Raw genomic sequence first — 16,383 nt, 5'->3', positions numbered from 1 at the left:
ACATGCTTATATAGGAGTGTTGAAAAAGATGTGGATTTGCAGTAAAAGGGGGATGGCACTTTGGCTATTGTAGCTATCCTTATATTTTTAGTAACTTTAATCCTTGTAATCTGGCAGCCCCGTAATTTATCGATTGGATGGTCAGCCTGCGGTGGCGCGATCATAGCTTTGCTAGCTGGGGTAGTCAGCTTTAATGATGTTCTGGATGTAACGCAGATCGTGTGGAATGCTACTTTAGCGTTTGTGGCTATTATTCTGATTTCTTTAATTCTGGATCGAATCGGATTTTTTGAATGGGCTGCTTTACATATGGCGCGGGCTGCCCGCGGGAATGGCAGACGAATGTTTGTGTATGTCATCGTTCTTGGTGCGTTAGTGTCTGCATTTTTTGCGAATGATGGAGCGGCTCTGATTCTTACGCCTATTGTGCTTGCGATGGTAAGGGCGCTGCATTTTGATGAGAAAAAAGTATTTCCGTTTATTATCGCCAGCGGTTTTATTGCCGATACTACCTCATTGCCGCTCGTGGTCAGCAATCTGGTCAATATCGTATCAGCGGATTTTTTCGGGATTACGTTTATGGAGTATGCAGGCAAGATGATTATACCTACGCTGTTCTCACTTGTGGCGAGCATCGTAGTGCTCTATTTCTTTTTTCGCAAAAGTATTCCCAAGCACTTTAACGATTCACAGCTAAAAGATCCGCATGAGGCGATTAAAGACAAAAAAATGTTCCAGCTGTCATGGATTGTATTGGCTGTTCTTTTGGTAGGGTATTTTGTCAGCGAATTTTTGGGTATTCCGGTATCTGTGGTTGCGGGGATCATAGCTATTTTGTTCCTGCTTCTCGCGAGAAGAAGCCCTTACGTCAAGGTGAAAGAAGTGATTACCGGAGCGCCTTGGGCGATTGTGTTCTTTTCTATCGGAATGTATGTCGTAGTATATGGACTTCGAAATGTTGGGCTGACGGATTTACTTGCTAAGATGATTGGGTCTATTGCTGATCAGGGCTTATTTGCCGCAACGATGGGTATGGGCTTCATAGCTGCATTGATCTCATCGCTGATGAATAATCTGCCTACCGTTCTGATTGACGCGCTTGCCATTGATGCGACGCATACCACTGGAATCATTAGAGAGGCTTTAATATATGCGAATGTTATAGGTTCGGACTTAGGACCGAAGATCACTCCAATTGGCTCACTCGCCACACTGCTGTGGCTACATGTACTTTCGGCTAAAGGCGTGAAGATTTCTTGGGGAACGTATTTTAAGACAGGTATTATTTTAACCATTCCAACGTTATTTATTACGCTTTTAGGTCTTTATATGTGGTTGTTGATTAACTAATTTGGACAGGGGAAGATCAAGATGAACAAGAGAACGATTTATTTTTTATGTACAGGGAATTCCTGCAGAAGTCAGATGGCTGAAGGCTGGGCTAAGCAATATCTAGGAGAAGAATGGAGTGTGTACAGTGCAGGTATTGAAGCTCACGGTCTAAATCCAAAAGCTGTACAAGCGATGAGCGAAGCAGGCATAGATATTTCCGGCCAGACTTCGGATATTATTGATGCTAATCTGTTGAATAATGCTGATCTGGTCATTACCTTATGTGGAGATGCTGCGGATAAATGTCCAATGACCCCTCCGCAGGTCAAACGGGAACACTGGGGCTTCGATGATCCGGCAAAAGCGCAAGGGAGTGATGAAGAGAAGTGGGCAGTGTTCCAGCATGTGCGTGACCAGATTGGAGAAAGAATCAAACAATTTGCGGAGACGGGTGAATAAGCAAAGGGAGGAAGTAACCTATTCTTTTAACTTAGGGTATTTCACCACGGGCCATTTCACTTTCCGTAAGGCATTGATCACTTCGGGCCCAACGTTCAAATTACTTTGAACCAATTCATGGGGAGTGAGAGCCATCCATTGGTTCAGAGAGACGTCGGCAAAACGGTCACTTTTGAACATTTCGAGGAACCACAACGATTCTTCTCCTGTATTCTGAATATAATGTCCAAATGCAAAAGGAACATACCCAACATCGCCTGCCCTGTAATTAAAGGTACGTGCTGCGCCGTTTCCGGCAAACACAGTCATTCGTCCTTTTCCGGTAAGATAATATTGCCACTCATCGTTGTTGGGGTGCCAGTGGAGTTCTCTCATTCCTCCTGGTTCAATCTCTACCAGTGCAGCAGCTACGGTCTTAGAGATCGGAAAGTTGCTGGAGTCAACGATTCTGACGCTCCCTCCAGGAGTCTTTAATGGAGGCTGTGCTAACAGCGAATGTTTGAAGCTCTGTGGAATTTCTCCATATGGCGATTGCACCTTTTGGCTTTGTAATGAGCCGGGAACTTGATCCTGATAAATATAGACTTGTTCAGTGGGGATGGAGTCAAAGGCCTCAGCAGGTATTCCAAAGTTAGCTGAAAGTACCTCTTTAGGCGTATGGGCGAACCAATCGGAAATAGACAAGGTATTCAGATCGGAGAAGCTCCCGTCGTCAAAGACTAGGAGGAATTCGCAGCCTTCTTCAAGTCCTTGTATAGAGTGAGGAATACCCGGCGGAAAATACCATAGATCACCAGGTCCTACATCTGCTATAAAGTTCCGTCCATTCTGATCCACAGCAGTAATCCGGGCGCGGCCTAACAGCATATAAGACCATTCCGCTTGCTGATGCCAGTGAAGCTCTCGTACTCCACCGGGGGTCAGGCTCATATTCACACCTGCCAGTGTAGTTGCGATAGGGAGTTCTCTGACGGTTACTTCTCTGGACCAGCCACCATGATTAAGCTGCATATGCGCATCGGAGAAAGAAAATTTCAAATTGGGAACCAGGCCCGCATCAGTCACCGGAGGAACGAACATATCCGGATTCTCAAGATCCCGCATAACATCGCGGGGTCCTTTATCTAATCCCCCTGTGCCATCGCTTCGGATGGGCTGGGGGATGTTTGTTTTGTTTGCCGAATCCTGTCCAGCAGAAGTCATAAGATGTTCTCCTTTCTTGTTCCTAAAGCGTTCAATGAAAATATATGCGGAATGCTGTCTTTTATGATGGATAGCAGAAGTGGTACAAGTTGACATGTGTAGGGTCATCATTGATTATTACTAATAGAGGCTAAGGTTCTAGATGAACTGGAGAGGGGTTTGTGATGATTCACATCAAGGAGTCCTTACAACGATTAGGGAAAATAAAAGCTTACGTAATAGGTCTATTAGTGATTATGTTCGCCGCGGGATCTGCGGTTACACCTACATCGGTGTCGGCAGCTGTCCAGTTAGGGACACAGGTAATGCCACTGTCATACGGGGGATATTACGTGCTTTTTCCAGGTAAACTCGCCCCTTATTTCAAAGCAGGTAAATTAATGGTGCCGATTCGAGCCTTCTCCAATGCGATTGGCGCAGATTTGCTCTATGACGCTCTGAGCAAGAGTATTACTGTTTCACTGCTGGACCGATCGGTAGGAAATATTAAAGCAGGGCAGCTAGAGGCAGATTTTAATGGGGAGACCGTAGATTCATTAGGCGTTGCTCCAGAGATAAAGGATGGCACTCTGTTTGTTCCGGCGTCTCCCATTTTAGAAGGGCTTAAGTCTTTTCGCTGGGAAGTGCAATTTAATAATGTGAATAAATTAACCCTTGGCATTGGAGCCAGAAAAGGGGAGGAATGGGTGAAGCCTGAGGCAGATCGTGCGCTTGCTCCTTATCCACTCGAAACGACAGCACATCCGTATCCGTTATATCCTACTATGCTAACGCAGGCTCAATCCGGGAAAGAATATAGATTAACCTTAGGCGTGCAAAATACCTCCGGATTCATCATCCCCAAAGGAAACGCGGAATTAGAGCTGGTGAGTGTGGACAGTAAAGGGAATTCTTTTTATCAAACGTTGAAAGGACCTGATTCCTCAACCTCCAAGGCGGCATTATTATCATTTTCCGTTACCATTCCAACAGAGGCTGAATACGTCATTTTCAGGTCACGCACATTGAGAGCGCAATAAGGCAATTGCTATAGATTATTCCAACAAGCTAGACAGAGAGCGGGTAAAGAAACAGATGACAGGTAACAAAGAACAGCAATATCGCTTCAGCGAAGCACCGATTTGGGAATTGCAACGAACATATTATGAAGAGCAGGGATTAAAGGCTTGGAATAATGATCAGGTCCCGCAGTACATCACGAGTAACCCTATGATTGCGACAGCATACGCAGAGATGATCTTTGGATTTCTGCAAGACCGGGCTGGACAAGGGCATCTCTCAGAGACCGTTACGATTCTAGAACTTGGAGCGGGAGCAGGCCGGTTAGCCTTCCATGTGCTTAAAAAGTTATGTGAAATCGTAGACTACGCAGATATTCCTCTTCCTCCTTTTCGTTATGTGATGAGTGATTTGCCTTCCAAAAATATATCCAGCTGGCAGCAGCACCCGAGCCTACTTCCTTACGTAGAGCAGGGTATTTTGGACTTCGCTCGTTTTGATGCTGTGCAGGATGTAGAACTACATTTAGTACACGCTAAGCTCAGCATTCGGCCGGGTGATTTACAGCAGCCATTGGTGATTGTGGCAAATTATTTTTTTGACAGCATTCCGCAAGAATTAATTTATGTGGATGAAGGAAAAATATATGAATGTGAGGTTTCGATCCAGTATTCGGCGGAAGTTGATCCGGATAACCCCTCCGATGCGCTCGGCAAAATCATCCCGCAGTACCATTATCGGCGTGCGGCTAGTTATGAAGAGGAGACTTATCCCTATCATGACGTTATAACGCTTTATCAGCAGAAGCTGGAGGATTCACATATACTCTTTCCGGTGGTGGGGCTTACTTGTCTGGAGCGGCTTGCGCGGCTCTCTACAGAGGGATTCGTGCTGCTTACAGCGGATAAGGGAGACCATCGCTTAGAGAACTGGGAATTTGCAGAACCTCCATTGCTGATTCATCACGGAAGCTTCTCTTTGACCGCGAATTATCATGCGATAGAGCATGTGCTGAAACAAAAAGGGGCGCATTCAATATTCACCAGTCATCACTATAAAAACCTGAACATCGGCTGTATTCTTATGCTACCAACACCGCTGAGCTATACAAACACTCGGCTGGGTTACAAGCGGTTTATAGAACGTTTTGGCCCGGATGATTTCTTTAGTATGAAGGAATGGATGGATCAGCAATTAGATACGATGGGGCTGCAGCAAATTTTGGCCTTTTGGCGTTTGGGTGGGTATGATGCTGAATGGTTTATCCATAGCGCTGAACAGATTTCGGAGCTGCTGCCGGGTGCCAGTGATGAAGAAATGCTGGATCTACAGCGAGGTATACAGTTGATGTGGACGGGCTATTATCCGATGGAACAGAGTTATGATCTGTCGCTAGATGCGGGGTTGCTGCTGTATGAAATGGATAAATTCGCGGAAGCATTGGGTTACTTAGAACGCTCCATGCATGCGAGTACGGAAGAACCATTGGCATCAGTGCTGTATAGCATGGCAATCTGTAACTATGAGCTAGGAGCTGAAGCTGCTGCATTGGAATACGCGCGTAGAGCTTTGGCTGCAGAGCCTGACAATGAAGTAGTATTGGAGCTCCTAACGGCGCTTAGCGGGGAATAAGCACATTTACATAGGGTTATCTTTTTGGTATCCTATACAAAATAATCAAACGCGATGACGAGAAGAGTACATGAAATCATTCCTTCACAGAGAGCCCTGGATGATGAGAACAGGGTAAGGGAGATTTTATCGAAACAAGCCTCTGAGCGGCATATCGGAACCGGACTAAGGGGATGGTATGACGGGAGCTCCTGTTATAGAGCTAGAGTATAAGCACTGCGCAAGATGTTTTGCCGTACTTGATGAGATTAATATGGCGACATATTAATGAACCTGGGGTGGTACCGCGAGAATTTCGTCCCCAAGACCATAAGTCTTGGAGGTGAGGTTCTTTTTATTTTGCAGATTAAGCAGGCGGATATCACTTATAAACAGGAGGTAACACCAATGAACGAGGAACCGGAAGTATTAGCAGAGAGTTACATCGACAGATTGATTCAAGAAGAGCTGGAAGCAGGGACTTACAGTAGAGATATTTGCACGAGATTTCCACCGGAGCCTAACGGGTATCTGCACATTGGCAGTGCGTATGCTATTCATACGAACTATACGACTGCGAAAAAGTATGGCGGGAAGTTCCATTTGCGCTTTGATGACACCAATCCTTTAAAAGAGGATCTGGAGTATGTAAATGCCATCATCGAAGATATTCAATGGATGGGCTATCCACCGGACTATATTTTTTATGGATCAGACTATTCTGAGAAAATATACAATAGCGCAGTTACGTTAATCCGAAAAGGAAAGGCGTATGTCTGTGATTTATCACCTGAAGAGGTGACAGCCTATAGAGGGACGCTTACGGAGCCGGGAAAAAACAGCCCGTTCCGGGAGCGTTCTGTGGAAGAGAATTTACGGTTGTTTACGGAGATGAAAGCTGGAGATTATCCAACGGGAGCCAGAGTGTTGCGGGCTAAAATAGATATGAGCTCACCTAATATCAACTTACGTGATCCGGTGCTTTACAGAATCATTCATGCGGAGCATTATAGAACGGGTAACGAATGGTGTATCTATCCGATGTATGATTTTGCCCATCCTATACAAGATGCTATCGAAGGGATTACGTATTCCTTATGCTCGATTGAATTTAAGGATCATCGGCCGCTCTATGAGTGGGTATTGAAGGAGCTGGATATCCCTAAGGCTCCTAAGCAAAGAGAGTTTGGACGGGTGAACATCACCGGAGTTGTGACGAGTAAACGGTATATCAGACAGCTGGTTACAGGCCATTATGTGGATGGCTGGGATGACCCGAGACTTCCTACGCTTCGCGGTTTACGCAGAAGAGGTTTTACGCCGGAGAGTATCCGGAATTTTGTGAAGGAAATTGGCTTTGTCAGAAATAGCACCATTGTGGATATTGCCATGTTAGAGCATGCGCTTAGACAAGATTTGAAGGCAAAGGTTCCAAGTGTGATGGCTGTTCTTAAGCCTTTAAAAGTGGTCATTACTAATTATCCTGAGGATCATAATGAAGGGCTGACGATTGAGAATAACAGTGAAGATAAGTCACTTGGAGAAAGAGAGGTTCCTTTTTCACGAACCCTTTATATTGAACAAGAAGATTTCATGGAGGAGCCGCTAAAAGGTTATCACAGGCTTACTATGGGGAATGAAGTAAGGCTAAAGGGTGCTTATTTCATAAAATGCAATGAAGTAATCAAGGATGAAGTTACCGGAGAAATCCTAGAGCTTCGCTGCACCTATGATCCGAGAACGAAGAGCGGAAGCGGGTTTAATGAACGGAAGGTTAAGGCGACCATTCACTGGGTATCGGCAGACCATGCTATCAAGGCTGATGTTCATCTATATGAGCGTCTGCTGAAAGATAACGACGGTCCTAAAGAAGACGGTGAGCGCTGGGACGAGTATCTTAATCCAGATTCCTTAACGATCCTGAAGGATTGTTTGCTGGAGCCATCAATGGGCAACGCAAGGCCAGAAGATAAATTTCAATTGATCCGGCACGGATTTTTCTGTGTGGATAAGAAGTATACCACAGCAGATAAGCTGGTGCTGAACCGGATAGTACCGCTCAAGGACACATGGAAGAAAAATTCATAAGCAGCTTAAGCTGGGCGAAGATCGGGTAATTCCTGATCATCGTCCAGCTTTTTTTGTGCCTAGTCGTTGGTGAACAAGCAAATGAAAATTCCATATGAAACATGTTTACATTTTTCAGAAATAAGCATATACTTTAAATATAAGTTGCACAGGGGAAACTTTCGTGTATATAGACAACTTTTTCAGGGCAAGAGGAGGAATTGAAATGCTCGAACAAACTTTAGTAGAACAACCACATATAAAACAACATAAGAACTCGGTTTCAGCACAAGCCGTACTTAACGGGGAGATCAAAGGGATTAAACGATTACTTCCTTTTCTAGGCCCAGCTTTTATCGCTGCTGTTGCTTATCTGGATCCAGGTAATTTTGCCACCAATATTACGGCGGGCTCCAAATATGGATATCTCTTATTGTGGGTGATCGTGGCCTCTAATCTAATGGCTGTGCTAATCCAAGCGTTATCCGCCAAGCTGGGGATTGCGACAGGCAAGAACTTGCCTGAGATCGCTCATGATCGTTTTCCGAAGAGTGTATCTATCTTCTTATGGATTCAAAGTGAGCTAGTGATTATAGCTACGGATCTGGCAGAGTTTATCGGGGCGGCATTAGGACTATATCTCTTATTTGATATTCCCATGCTGCCAGCAGCACTGATTACTGCGGTGGGCTCATTTGCTATCTTAGAGCTGCAACGCCGGGGATACCGCTCCCTAGAGGCAGGGATTGCCGCGATGATCCTTATAGTCGTATTAGCCTTCGCTTTTCAAGTTATTGTAGCTAAACCGGATATGGGAGCAGTTGCCGTAGGCATGTTTACACCTAAGTTTGAAGGGGTGGACAGCATCCTATTGGCCGCAGGAATTCTAGGTGCAACCGTGATGCCACATGCGATTTACCTGCATTCATCACTTACACAGAACCGTATCGTCGGGGTGAATGAATCGGAGAAAAAACAGATTTTCAAATTGGAATTTATAGATATTATTATTGCGATGATTATCGCAGGTGCAGTAAATCTGGCTATGGTAATTGTCTCCGCGGCATTGTTTTTCAAAAATGGTCTCGTGGTTGAGGATCTGGATGTCGCGTTTCAACAATTTGGTCACTTAGCTGGGCCAGTAACGGCGATCTCGTTTGGGTTGGGACTACTCATTGCGGGACTGTCGAGTTCCTCCGTAGGGACTATGGCTGGCGATGTGGTTATGCAAGGCTTCATCAACAAAAGAATTAACCTGTACTTGCGCCGTGCGATTACCATCATTCCGCCACTAGCGATCATTGGTTTTGGTGTGAATCCAACCAAAGCACTCGTGATCAGTCAGGTGATCCTGTCCTTTGGGATTGCGTTCGCGTTGATTCCGCTGGTTGTGTTTACAAGCAATCGCCAGATTATGGGCGGGTTAGTGAATCGCAAAGTGACAGCCACTCTGGGCTGGATTATCTCCGGTCTGGTTGTATCGTTGAACTTGTTCTTGGTCTATCAAATGCTCGTATAAGGAAGCAGTCAAAAGAGCCCAACCCACAGATCTCCTCAGATCATACCTGAGAGATACATGGGTCGGGCTTTTTTTGGAGTGTTGTTCCAGCCAGTTATTTAAAATAATCCGCAACGCCTTCAGCGATGGCTTTAGCCGCTTTTTTCTGATAGGAGGCCTTGCGGACAATGGACTCGTCTGTAGGATTGGTAAGGAATCCAAGCTCAACCAAGGTAGCTGGAATCCGATTCTCCCTTAGGATGTGATAATCGCCAAAGGACAACCCGTTGCTTTTCAGACCGATGCCTTGCCCCAGTCGGGTTTCAATCGCCCGCGCCAGCTTCAAATCATCCGCTTCTGAATAAAAGAAGGTCAACGTTCCGGACACATTTTTAGGTGAAGAATTATAATGAACGCTTACAAAAGCATCAGCACGCAGGGCTTGGCTCATCTGAACACGACGAGCTAACGTCGGCTTCTGATCGTCTCGGGTGCGCGTCATCTCTACCCGTGCTCCTTTAGCAACAAGAGCATCGCGGACATAAAGTGCAGTATGCAGATTCAAATCTTTTTCCATGGTGTTATATGTAGTGCCAAGCATGCCCGGATCACTGCCGCCATGACCAGGATCGATGACGATCAGCTTTCCTCGTAGTCCGCCTTTATGCTGGACGGTGCTTATGCTGCTTGTACTGCTTGATGTGCTTCCACTTCGGATATACTGCTCTGCCACCCAACCGGTTTCACCGCTGACTGTGCGAATTCGAGCCCAGCCGTTCTGATGAAGAAGGAGAGTGACTGTATCCTTGGCTTTTAAAGAACCGAGCACCTTATAGTGAGTTCCTGGGCCACTTCGGATGCGCAGAGAATCAGCCGTGACTGTAGCCTTTGAAGTTCTACTAGAAGTATTGGCTGATGTTGACGAGGCAGTATTGGTTTTAGTAGCAATAGACGTTCCAGAAGCGCTGGATTGCAGGGAGTTGCTGTTCACCTTTTTTAGGTAATAACCCGCTACCCAGCCAGAGGTGCTCCCCGCTTTAACCTCTAACCATCCATGCTGCTCATCAGTCACAGTAACCCGAGCCCCATTCTTAATTGATCCTACAACAGTTGCATTCTTAGCCGGTTCATCGCGTACATTTAAAGAACTCGCATATACCTGTGCGGTATAACTTCCCGCTGCTGTCTTTGCTTCAGCAGACTGTGGCGCTGCTATACCCAAAAGGCAAGCTGTGAGCAGGGTGACACCTATCATTTTGTTCATAGTATCCTCGCTTTTTGAGAGTAGTCGTAATTCATTACCCAATTTACGAGGTTTAGAATAATATTTTTTGAGAATATGGCCTCTTTTCTGGTGGTCTAAAGACTTGTATAATTATTACATATCGGGAAAGAGGATGAAGGAGCATTGCCGTGACTAAACCAAAGCTATTCATTGGATCTTCCAGGGAGTCTATACGTTATGCAAGAGCGATTCATGAGCAGCTGAAGAGGGATGCTGAAGTGCATCCTTGGTATGCCAACGCTTTTCGGGCGAATGAATACACTATGGAGGCGTTGGAGCGAAATTTGGATGAGAGCGATTTTGCCGTATTTGTGTTCTCGCCAGATGATGTCGCCAAAATCCGTGGTAAATATTATTATGTGACCCGCGATAATACGGGGTTTGAAATGGGTTTGTTTTGGGCTAGATTACGGCGCAGCCGTGTTTTTTGTCTAGTGCCTGATCAGGTAACTGCGCGTGATGATCTCATCCCTGGAGAAAATGTAGAAGAATATCATCTGCTATCTGATTTAGCGGGAATTACATCTTTAGAGTATGAAGTGCATCACGATAATCCTACGGCTGCTGTGGATGTGAGCTGTGGTAAGATTATTGATAGTATTCAAGAACGTGGAAGATTCCGTGACCCGCTTAAAGATTTAGAGCAGCTAAAGATGGATTTAAGGCGCAAGGAAAGTATCCTTCATTTTTTTTGGCAATATAATAGTAATGTGACCATCTCCGAGAATGGAGATAAATATCACGCACTTAGTGAGGCGATACGCAATTCCTTTTTACCTCCGAAGCATTGTCGTGTAATCGGTGCAGCCATCTGGCAGGCACAAGAGAAGGAACAACTTGTTCAGGTGGGGGGGAATGTCGGACGTGGTCACTCCTATCCCTTGTCTGTAACGAAAGGGAATGAGAAGCAGCCTAGTGTGGTAGATGCATTTTTATCGAGTAAATGGACTTTTTTTCAACGCACGGAAGTTGCAGAGGTATATATCCTATGCTATCCTCTAGGTAAGAAGTATGTTCTTTCCGTTCATTTCTCAGGAAGTGATGGATTATCTGCAGATGATCTTAAGGCGGTAGTTGGGAATAATCAGGATTTATTCCGTACCATCAATCATTTAGTAGGAGAGGATTCAGCATGAAGAGAATAAAAGGTATTAACAGCTTATCCGATGCTGTTCTCCGATCTGCGAGTGGTGGGAGCAGGAGTGCAGGCGGCGATGACAAAAGCACCAAAAGAAAAGCAGGCTCGAGTCATTCTGCTCAGCAGCCAGCTTCAGCTCAGATTTATACTGCACCTTCTTTGGACGGCGGAGACGACGAATATAAGAAGCTTATCAGCGGGAAAGTAGATAATAATAAACCATCCTTTGCGTGATTTTTTTATAAAAAGGGGGCCTCAGCCGTTGGCTTGAGGGCCCCTTTTTGGTATTCCATTCTAACGGCTGTTCTTCTTGGCGATCTCGCGCCGTACGACAGGTGCAACCTCTGTTGCCAAAAGTTCAATGGCTTTAGCTACCTTAGCGTAAGGAAGGCCGCCGATATCGAGCTGAGTCATAAAGCGGCTATGACCGAACAGCTCATGCTGATAGAGAATTTTTTCGATAATTTGCTGCGGGCTGCCTACAGCCATCGTGTTATCAGCAGATACATATTGCCCAAAGTCATCACGAGACACCTTGTACTCTTGACCCGGTTTTGGACTGATAGAGTTACGGTAACTATAGTAGTAAGGGTAATATTCATCCAACGCCTGCTGTGAGGTTTCAGCAATGTAGCCGTGGCTAGTGATCGCAATCTTTAGATCCCCAGGTGGATGTCCTGCTTGAATTCCGGCACGCCGATAGGTTGCGGCAAGCTCTTGAAAAGGCTCTGGACTGCCGCTTAGGATGGCGATAGCCATTCCGGTCCCGAGCATCCCGGCCTTCTCCGCACTTTCTGGAGAACCGCCTACACCAATCCAGAGCGGAAGATTCTCTTGCAATGGACGTGGAGCAATCTCCGAATCCTTCAGCGATGAACGGAAGGAGCCCTCCCAGTTCATAACTTCATGTTTGTTAAGCTCCAAGAGTAAATTGATGTTCTCGGAGAATAGACGGTGATAATCTTCAAGCTCATACCCGAAGAGCGGAAAAGACTCCACAAAAGCACCACGCCCCGCAATAATCTCTGCACGTCCATTCGACAGCAAATCAAGTGTGGCGAAATCCTCGAACACCCGTACAGGATCAATGGTGCTTAATACGGTTGTTGCGCTCGTTAGTTTAATTCTGTTAGTAACCTGAGAAATGGCAGCCAGCACCACTGGCACCGAAGAAATTACAAAATCAAGACGATGATGCTCACCTACACCAAATACATCAAGTCCCGCCTCATCTGCCAGCTTAGCTGCAGCTACAACTTCGTCGAGACGTTGTTTTGGACTGATCTTCTTCCCTGTATGACAATCCGCTACGATGTCTCCTAAGGTATAGATACCAAATTCAAAATCGGATGCTGGTGCTGCGGTTGCTTCGTTACTCATGCTCACAAACCCCTTGTTATTCATATATTTGCTAAAGCCTGTCCGTGTATGGAGGAATGTGATTATTATAACACAATGACTTACAAAATGTAAGTTTGTGAGTAAATGTTTTGATTTCTTCTGTTGTTTTTGACAAAATGGAATAATAATCCATAATGGTTATGTCCTGCTCGTCCAATACTATTATATTTGATTTTAAGAAGCTATCCAAATGAGGCAGTTACTTATATGAGGAGGAGTCTGGTGGTGAGAGGAACAATATTGAAATCTTATCTTCGTACTGCAGTTATTGGTTTAGGGGTATTGCTTATGGTAAATCCGGTACAAGCAGCTGCGGTTGATCCACACACCTCTTTTATAGGCTCGAATGGTGATGATTACTATGCAAACCTGCCTGCTGCGAAGGTTGAATGGTCAACAACAATGGATTTGCCAGCTTTGAAAGATGTACCGTCGGATTATATCATGGGTAAGGGTGTTGTTGCAGTTGGCGCGGGCAAAGCTTTTATCCTTCAAAAGGGTCAGCTTTTAGCGATTAACGTCCAGACTGGAAAAGTAATGTGGAAATACGGCTCCAAATTAAAAACGCCGCTGCTCTATCAGGATGGCGTGGCTTACGTCACTTCGGAGGCAGGTACGATCTATGCAGTTAACGCGGCTACGGGCAAAAATAAATGGAGCTCATCGGCGACCAGTAAAGGTGTTAGTAAATTGGTAATTGATAAAGAGCAGCTATTTGCTGCTAATGGCGATATTCAAGCCTACAATCTGAAAGATGGCAAGTTGCAGTGGCGCGATAATTTCAGCGAAATGCTGTTTGAACCATTTATGGTTGAGGGGAATCTGGTGCTAGCTCAAAACTCAGAATCCGGAGCATATACGTATGACATTTTACATGCGTTTGATCGAACAACAGGTAAAGAGCTTTGGAATAGTGGTAATCATAGTCTTCCGATTGCAGCAGATGGGACTACGCTTATCTCACAACGGGAAGCTACATTGGTAGACCCTCTTCCTTTGACGACACTCGATCATTTGGATGTGAAGACAGGTAAGCTTGTAAAGGCTGTAGAGTATAACCCCGCTCATATAGATCCTAATCATCCGAAACCAGAAGAAGAATATATGACTAGCGGAGGCAGAGCCTGGATCATTGGGGACAGGATATATATTGGGGGACAAAAAGGAGTCTATGGCTACCCAGTAAATGTTGATCCAGCTGCCGTAACACGAGATAATTATTCGTATGAATCCATCGGAGCTAAGTTATCCTACGCGGCGGGTCCTTATGATGGAAGAATTCTTTTTAGTAACGAACAGAGCATCTATGGTGTTAAAATGTCTAATAAATCTGTGTTCCAGTACGGAGGAATCAGCAATCCGATTGCCCGCTTCGATCTGCTCGGACATGGCATGTATGTTGCCCAGACCGATGGGAAATTGGTTGCTATTGATCTAATTACCGCCAAACCGATCGTGCAGCTCAAAACATCAGGTAGAGTATTCGGCCCAACCTTGCTGGAGGATGGGATGATTATTGTGCAGAGTAAAGGGAAGTTAACTGTTTTCAAGGAGCCTCAGGCTCTGAAAATGAAATAATCGAATCCACAACGGCTCTCCGATAAACATCCGGCAGAGTCGTTTTTTAGTGGAATGATTCCACAAACCCAGTGCGAAAAATACAAATCTATTTTATGATAATAAGGTTATAGGATGAGTAGACTATAAGTTAACGAAATTACATAGAAGGACCGAGGGATATTATGGAACAGCAAGCGGTTTGGGCGATAGGCATTTTTCTGCTGATTTATGGACTTATTATTTCCGAAAAGATTCACCGTACCATTCTGGCGATGTTAGGAGCTATCGTCATGATAGCGATGGGCATTGTGGATCAGGAGACGGCACTGCAGCACATCGATTTTAATACTATAGGATTGCTTGTAGGGATGATGATGATTGTAGGGATTACCGCAGAGACGGGGCTCTTTAAATACGCAGCTGTGAAATCAGCTAAGTTGGCGAAGGGGAAGCCGAAGAGAATACTGATTGCTTTGTTTGTGATTACCGCAGTGGCTTCAGCCTTTTTGGATAATGTGACGACAGTGCTGCTTATGGTGCCAGTCACCTTCAGTATTACAAGACAACTGCGCATACATCCGCTGCCTTTTTTGATGTCACAAATTATCGCATCTAATGTAGGCGGAACGGCAACCTTGATCGGAGACCCGCCTAATATCATGATTGGCAGTGCGGTTAAGGAGCTGACCTTCATGGCTTTTATTAGCAATCTGACACCCGTGATTATCATCATTGTTTTGGCGTATATCCCGCTGCTGTTATTGATGTTCGGTAAACAAATTAAAACTACACCTGAACTGCAGCAGAGCATCATGGACATGGATGAGAAGGTTATGATTACGGATCATAAGCTGCTGCGAAAATGTTTGATCGTACTGGCAATTACGATTGCCGGGTTCTTTTTACATCAGGCGTTACATTTGGAGTCCGCTACGGTTGCACTGGCTGGTGCATTTTTACTGCTGCTGCTGACCGGAGGGGAACATATGCTGGAAAAAGCTTTTCACAGCGTAGAATGGATTACGATCTTCTTTTTTATCGGACTGTTCGTGTTGGTGTCAGGGCTTGTAGAGACAGGTGTGATTGCAGAGCTGGCAGCAAAAGCGATTGAAATAACGAATGGTGATGTGCTGATGAGCTCAATGATGATTTTATGGGTCAGCGCCATTACCTCGGCATTTCTGGATAATATCCCTTTTGTAGCAACTATGATCCCGCTGATTCAGGAGATGGGCAATATGGGGATCAGCAATTTGGAGCCGTTATGGTGGAGTTTGGCCTTAGGCGCTTGTCTGGGTGGCAATGGCACATTGATTGGTGCGAGTGCTAATTTGATCGTAGCAGGTTTGGCAGGAAAAGAGGGGTACCCGATTACATTCATGAAGTATTTGAAGGTCGGATTTCCTTTAATGCTGTTATCCATTGTGATCTCCAGCGTGTATTTATATTTAAGATATCTGATGTAAGCAGCGTTGCTAAGAGCCGGGGGAGCGATATGCTTGAAGTGATATTTTGAAACGGTAGAAGTTGTGGAGGAAGTAGAAGAAGTAGTGGAAGTAGTGGAAGTAGTGGAAGTAGTGGAAGTAGTGGAAGTGGTGGAAGTAGAGGAAGTAGAGGAAGTAGTGGGAGTAGAGGGAGTAGAGGAAGTAGTGGGAGTAGAGGAAGTAGCGGAAGTTGAGGAAGTAGTGGAAGTAGATGCAGAAGTATAAGTAACAAGTGGAGGCAAAATGCAGATTTTGAAGTGGTAGACATAGGTTGGAGTAACGGTGGGAGCATATAAGTGTATTTTGTACAGTTATAACTCATCGAATAAATTGTCCCCAAAAAATA

Annotated in this window: 14 protein-coding genes and 1 other annotated feature; of the genes, 11 read left to right on the top strand and 3 right to left on the bottom strand. The window is 45.1% G+C overall.

Features of this window, described 5'->3' with window-relative positions:
* Window positions 1-60: 60 nt before the first annotated feature.
* Together MHB56_RS10970 and arsC are read left to right on the top strand one after the other, a co-directional pair.
* Complete coding sequence (locus MHB56_RS10970; protein WP_076128777.1) at window positions 61-1,350, top strand: arsenic transporter; 1,290 nt, start codon at window positions 61-63, stop codon at window positions 1,348-1,350.
* Window positions 1,351-1,371: 21 nt separating this feature from the next.
* Window positions 1,372-1,791, top strand: a complete 420-nt coding sequence (gene arsC, locus MHB56_RS10965; RefSeq protein ID WP_076303111.1) for an arsenate reductase (thioredoxin) — start codon at window positions 1,372-1,374, stop codon at window positions 1,789-1,791.
* An 18-nt stretch (window positions 1,792-1,809) separates the two neighbouring features.
* Here the strand turns inward: arsC and MHB56_RS10960 are convergent, their stop codons facing one another.
* Window positions 1,810-2,994, bottom strand: a complete 1,185-nt coding sequence (locus tag MHB56_RS10960) for an oxalate decarboxylase family bicupin (RefSeq protein ID WP_076303110.1) — start codon at window positions 2,992-2,994, stop codon at window positions 1,810-1,812.
* Between the two features lie 164 nt (window positions 2,995-3,158).
* On the opposite strand from MHB56_RS10960, the gene MHB56_RS10955 reads away from it, so the two are divergent.
* From MHB56_RS10955 to MHB56_RS10940, 4 genes are all read left to right on the top strand, one after another.
* On the top strand, window positions 3,159-4,013 hold the full coding sequence (locus MHB56_RS10955) for a copper amine oxidase N-terminal domain-containing protein (protein ID WP_076128771.1): 855 nt from the start codon (window positions 3,159-3,161) through the stop codon (window positions 4,011-4,013).
* A gap of 55 nt (window positions 4,014-4,068) precedes the next feature.
* The gene (locus tag MHB56_RS10950) at window positions 4,069-5,625 is read left to right on the top strand and encodes an SAM-dependent methyltransferase (RefSeq protein WP_076280271.1); all 1,557 of its coding nucleotides are present in this window, start codon (window positions 4,069-4,071) and stop codon (window positions 5,623-5,625) included.
* Between the two features lie 45 nt (window positions 5,626-5,670).
* Window positions 5,671-5,931: a binding site (T-box leader), on the top strand.
* A gap of 81 nt (window positions 5,932-6,012) precedes the next feature.
* Window positions 6,013-7,692 carry a glutamine--tRNA ligase/YqeY domain fusion protein gene (locus tag MHB56_RS10945; RefSeq protein ID WP_341143569.1) on the top strand — a complete coding sequence of 560 codons (1,680 nt, stop codon included), beginning with the start codon at window positions 6,013-6,015 and terminating at the stop codon, window positions 7,690-7,692.
* A gap of 205 nt (window positions 7,693-7,897) precedes the next feature.
* Window positions 7,898-9,190: an Nramp family divalent metal transporter gene (locus MHB56_RS10940; protein ID WP_076303107.1), complete on the top strand. Its 1,293-nt coding sequence runs from the start codon at window positions 7,898-7,900 to the stop codon at window positions 9,188-9,190.
* A gap of 94 nt (window positions 9,191-9,284) precedes the next feature.
* Here MHB56_RS10940 and MHB56_RS10935 read toward each other — a convergent pair whose 3' ends face one another.
* A complete protein-coding gene (locus MHB56_RS10935; protein WP_076303106.1) occupies window positions 9,285-10,433 on the bottom strand; it encodes an N-acetylmuramoyl-L-alanine amidase in 1,149 nt (382 codons plus the stop codon).
* 149 nt (window positions 10,434-10,582) lie between these two features.
* On the opposite strand from MHB56_RS10935, the gene MHB56_RS10930 reads away from it, so the two are divergent.
* Complete coding sequence (locus MHB56_RS10930) at window positions 10,583-11,590, top strand: TIR domain-containing protein (protein ID WP_175617364.1); 1,008 nt, start codon at window positions 10,583-10,585, stop codon at window positions 11,588-11,590.
* Window positions 11,587-11,826, top strand: a complete 240-nt coding sequence (locus MHB56_RS10925) for a hypothetical protein (RefSeq protein ID WP_036680302.1) — start codon at window positions 11,587-11,589, stop codon at window positions 11,824-11,826. The genes MHB56_RS10930 and MHB56_RS10925 overlap by 4 nt, the downstream gene beginning before the upstream one ends.
* A gap of 60 nt (window positions 11,827-11,886) precedes the next feature.
* Here MHB56_RS10925 and MHB56_RS10920 read toward each other — a convergent pair whose 3' ends face one another.
* On the bottom strand, window positions 11,887-12,972 hold the full coding sequence (locus tag MHB56_RS10920; RefSeq protein ID WP_076303105.1) for an LLM class flavin-dependent oxidoreductase: 1,086 nt from the start codon (window positions 12,970-12,972) through the stop codon (window positions 11,887-11,889).
* A gap of 246 nt (window positions 12,973-13,218) precedes the next feature.
* Between MHB56_RS10920 and MHB56_RS10915 the strand changes: the two genes are divergently transcribed.
* The 3 genes from MHB56_RS10915 to MHB56_RS10905 all read left to right on the top strand — a co-directional run bounded on the left by MHB56_RS10915 (window position 13,219) and on the right by MHB56_RS10905 (window position 16,262).
* The gene (locus MHB56_RS10915; protein WP_341143568.1) at window positions 13,219-14,571 is read left to right on the top strand and encodes an outer membrane protein assembly factor BamB family protein; all 1,353 of its coding nucleotides are present in this window, start codon (window positions 13,219-13,221) and stop codon (window positions 14,569-14,571) included.
* 164 nt (window positions 14,572-14,735) lie between these two features.
* Window positions 14,736-16,019, top strand: coding sequence for an ArsB/NhaD family transporter (locus MHB56_RS10910; RefSeq protein WP_036680299.1), 1,284 nt, complete (start codon window positions 14,736-14,738; stop codon window positions 16,017-16,019).
* Window positions 16,020-16,082: 63 nt separating this feature from the next.
* Window positions 16,083-16,262, top strand: coding sequence for a hypothetical protein (locus MHB56_RS10905; protein ID WP_341143567.1), 180 nt, complete (start codon window positions 16,083-16,085; stop codon window positions 16,260-16,262).
* Window positions 16,263-16,383 lie beyond the last annotated feature (121 nt).

This window comes from Paenibacillus sp. FSL H8-0315, assembly GCF_038005365.1.
GTDB lineage: Bacteria > Bacillota > Bacilli > Paenibacillales > Paenibacillaceae > Paenibacillus_AQ > Paenibacillus_AQ odorifer.
This window is presented reverse-complemented; position numbering and strand designations above follow the sequence as displayed.

What these genes read in the sequence shown, in the direction of transcription:
- arsC (WP_076303111.1), top strand. Translation starts at nt 1,372, where the DNA reads ATGAACAAGAGAACGATTTATTTTTTATGTACAGGGAATTCCTGCAGA.
- MHB56_RS10960 (WP_076303110.1), bottom strand. Translation starts at nt 2,994, where the DNA reads ATGACTTCTGCTGGACAGGATTCGGCAAACAAAACAAACATCCCCCAG.
- MHB56_RS10955 (WP_076128771.1), top strand. Translation starts at nt 3,159, where the DNA reads ATGATTCACATCAAGGAGTCCTTACAACGATTAGGGAAAATAAAAGCT.
- MHB56_RS10950 (WP_076280271.1), top strand. Translation starts at nt 4,069, where the DNA reads ATGACAGGTAACAAAGAACAGCAATATCGCTTCAGCGAAGCACCGATT.
- MHB56_RS10945 (WP_341143569.1), top strand. Translation starts at nt 6,013, where the DNA reads ATGAACGAGGAACCGGAAGTATTAGCAGAGAGTTACATCGACAGATTG.
- MHB56_RS10940 (WP_076303107.1), top strand. Translation starts at nt 7,898, where the DNA reads ATGCTCGAACAAACTTTAGTAGAACAACCACATATAAAACAACATAAG.
- MHB56_RS10935 (WP_076303106.1), bottom strand. Translation starts at nt 10,433, where the DNA reads ATGAACAAAATGATAGGTGTCACCCTGCTCACAGCTTGCCTTTTGGGT.
- MHB56_RS10925 (WP_036680302.1), top strand. Translation starts at nt 11,587, where the DNA reads ATGAAGAGAATAAAAGGTATTAACAGCTTATCCGATGCTGTTCTCCGA.
- MHB56_RS10920 (WP_076303105.1), bottom strand. Translation starts at nt 12,972, where the DNA reads ATGAGTAACGAAGCAACCGCAGCACCAGCATCCGATTTTGAATTTGGT.
- MHB56_RS10910 (WP_036680299.1), top strand. Translation starts at nt 14,736, where the DNA reads ATGGAACAGCAAGCGGTTTGGGCGATAGGCATTTTTCTGCTGATTTAT.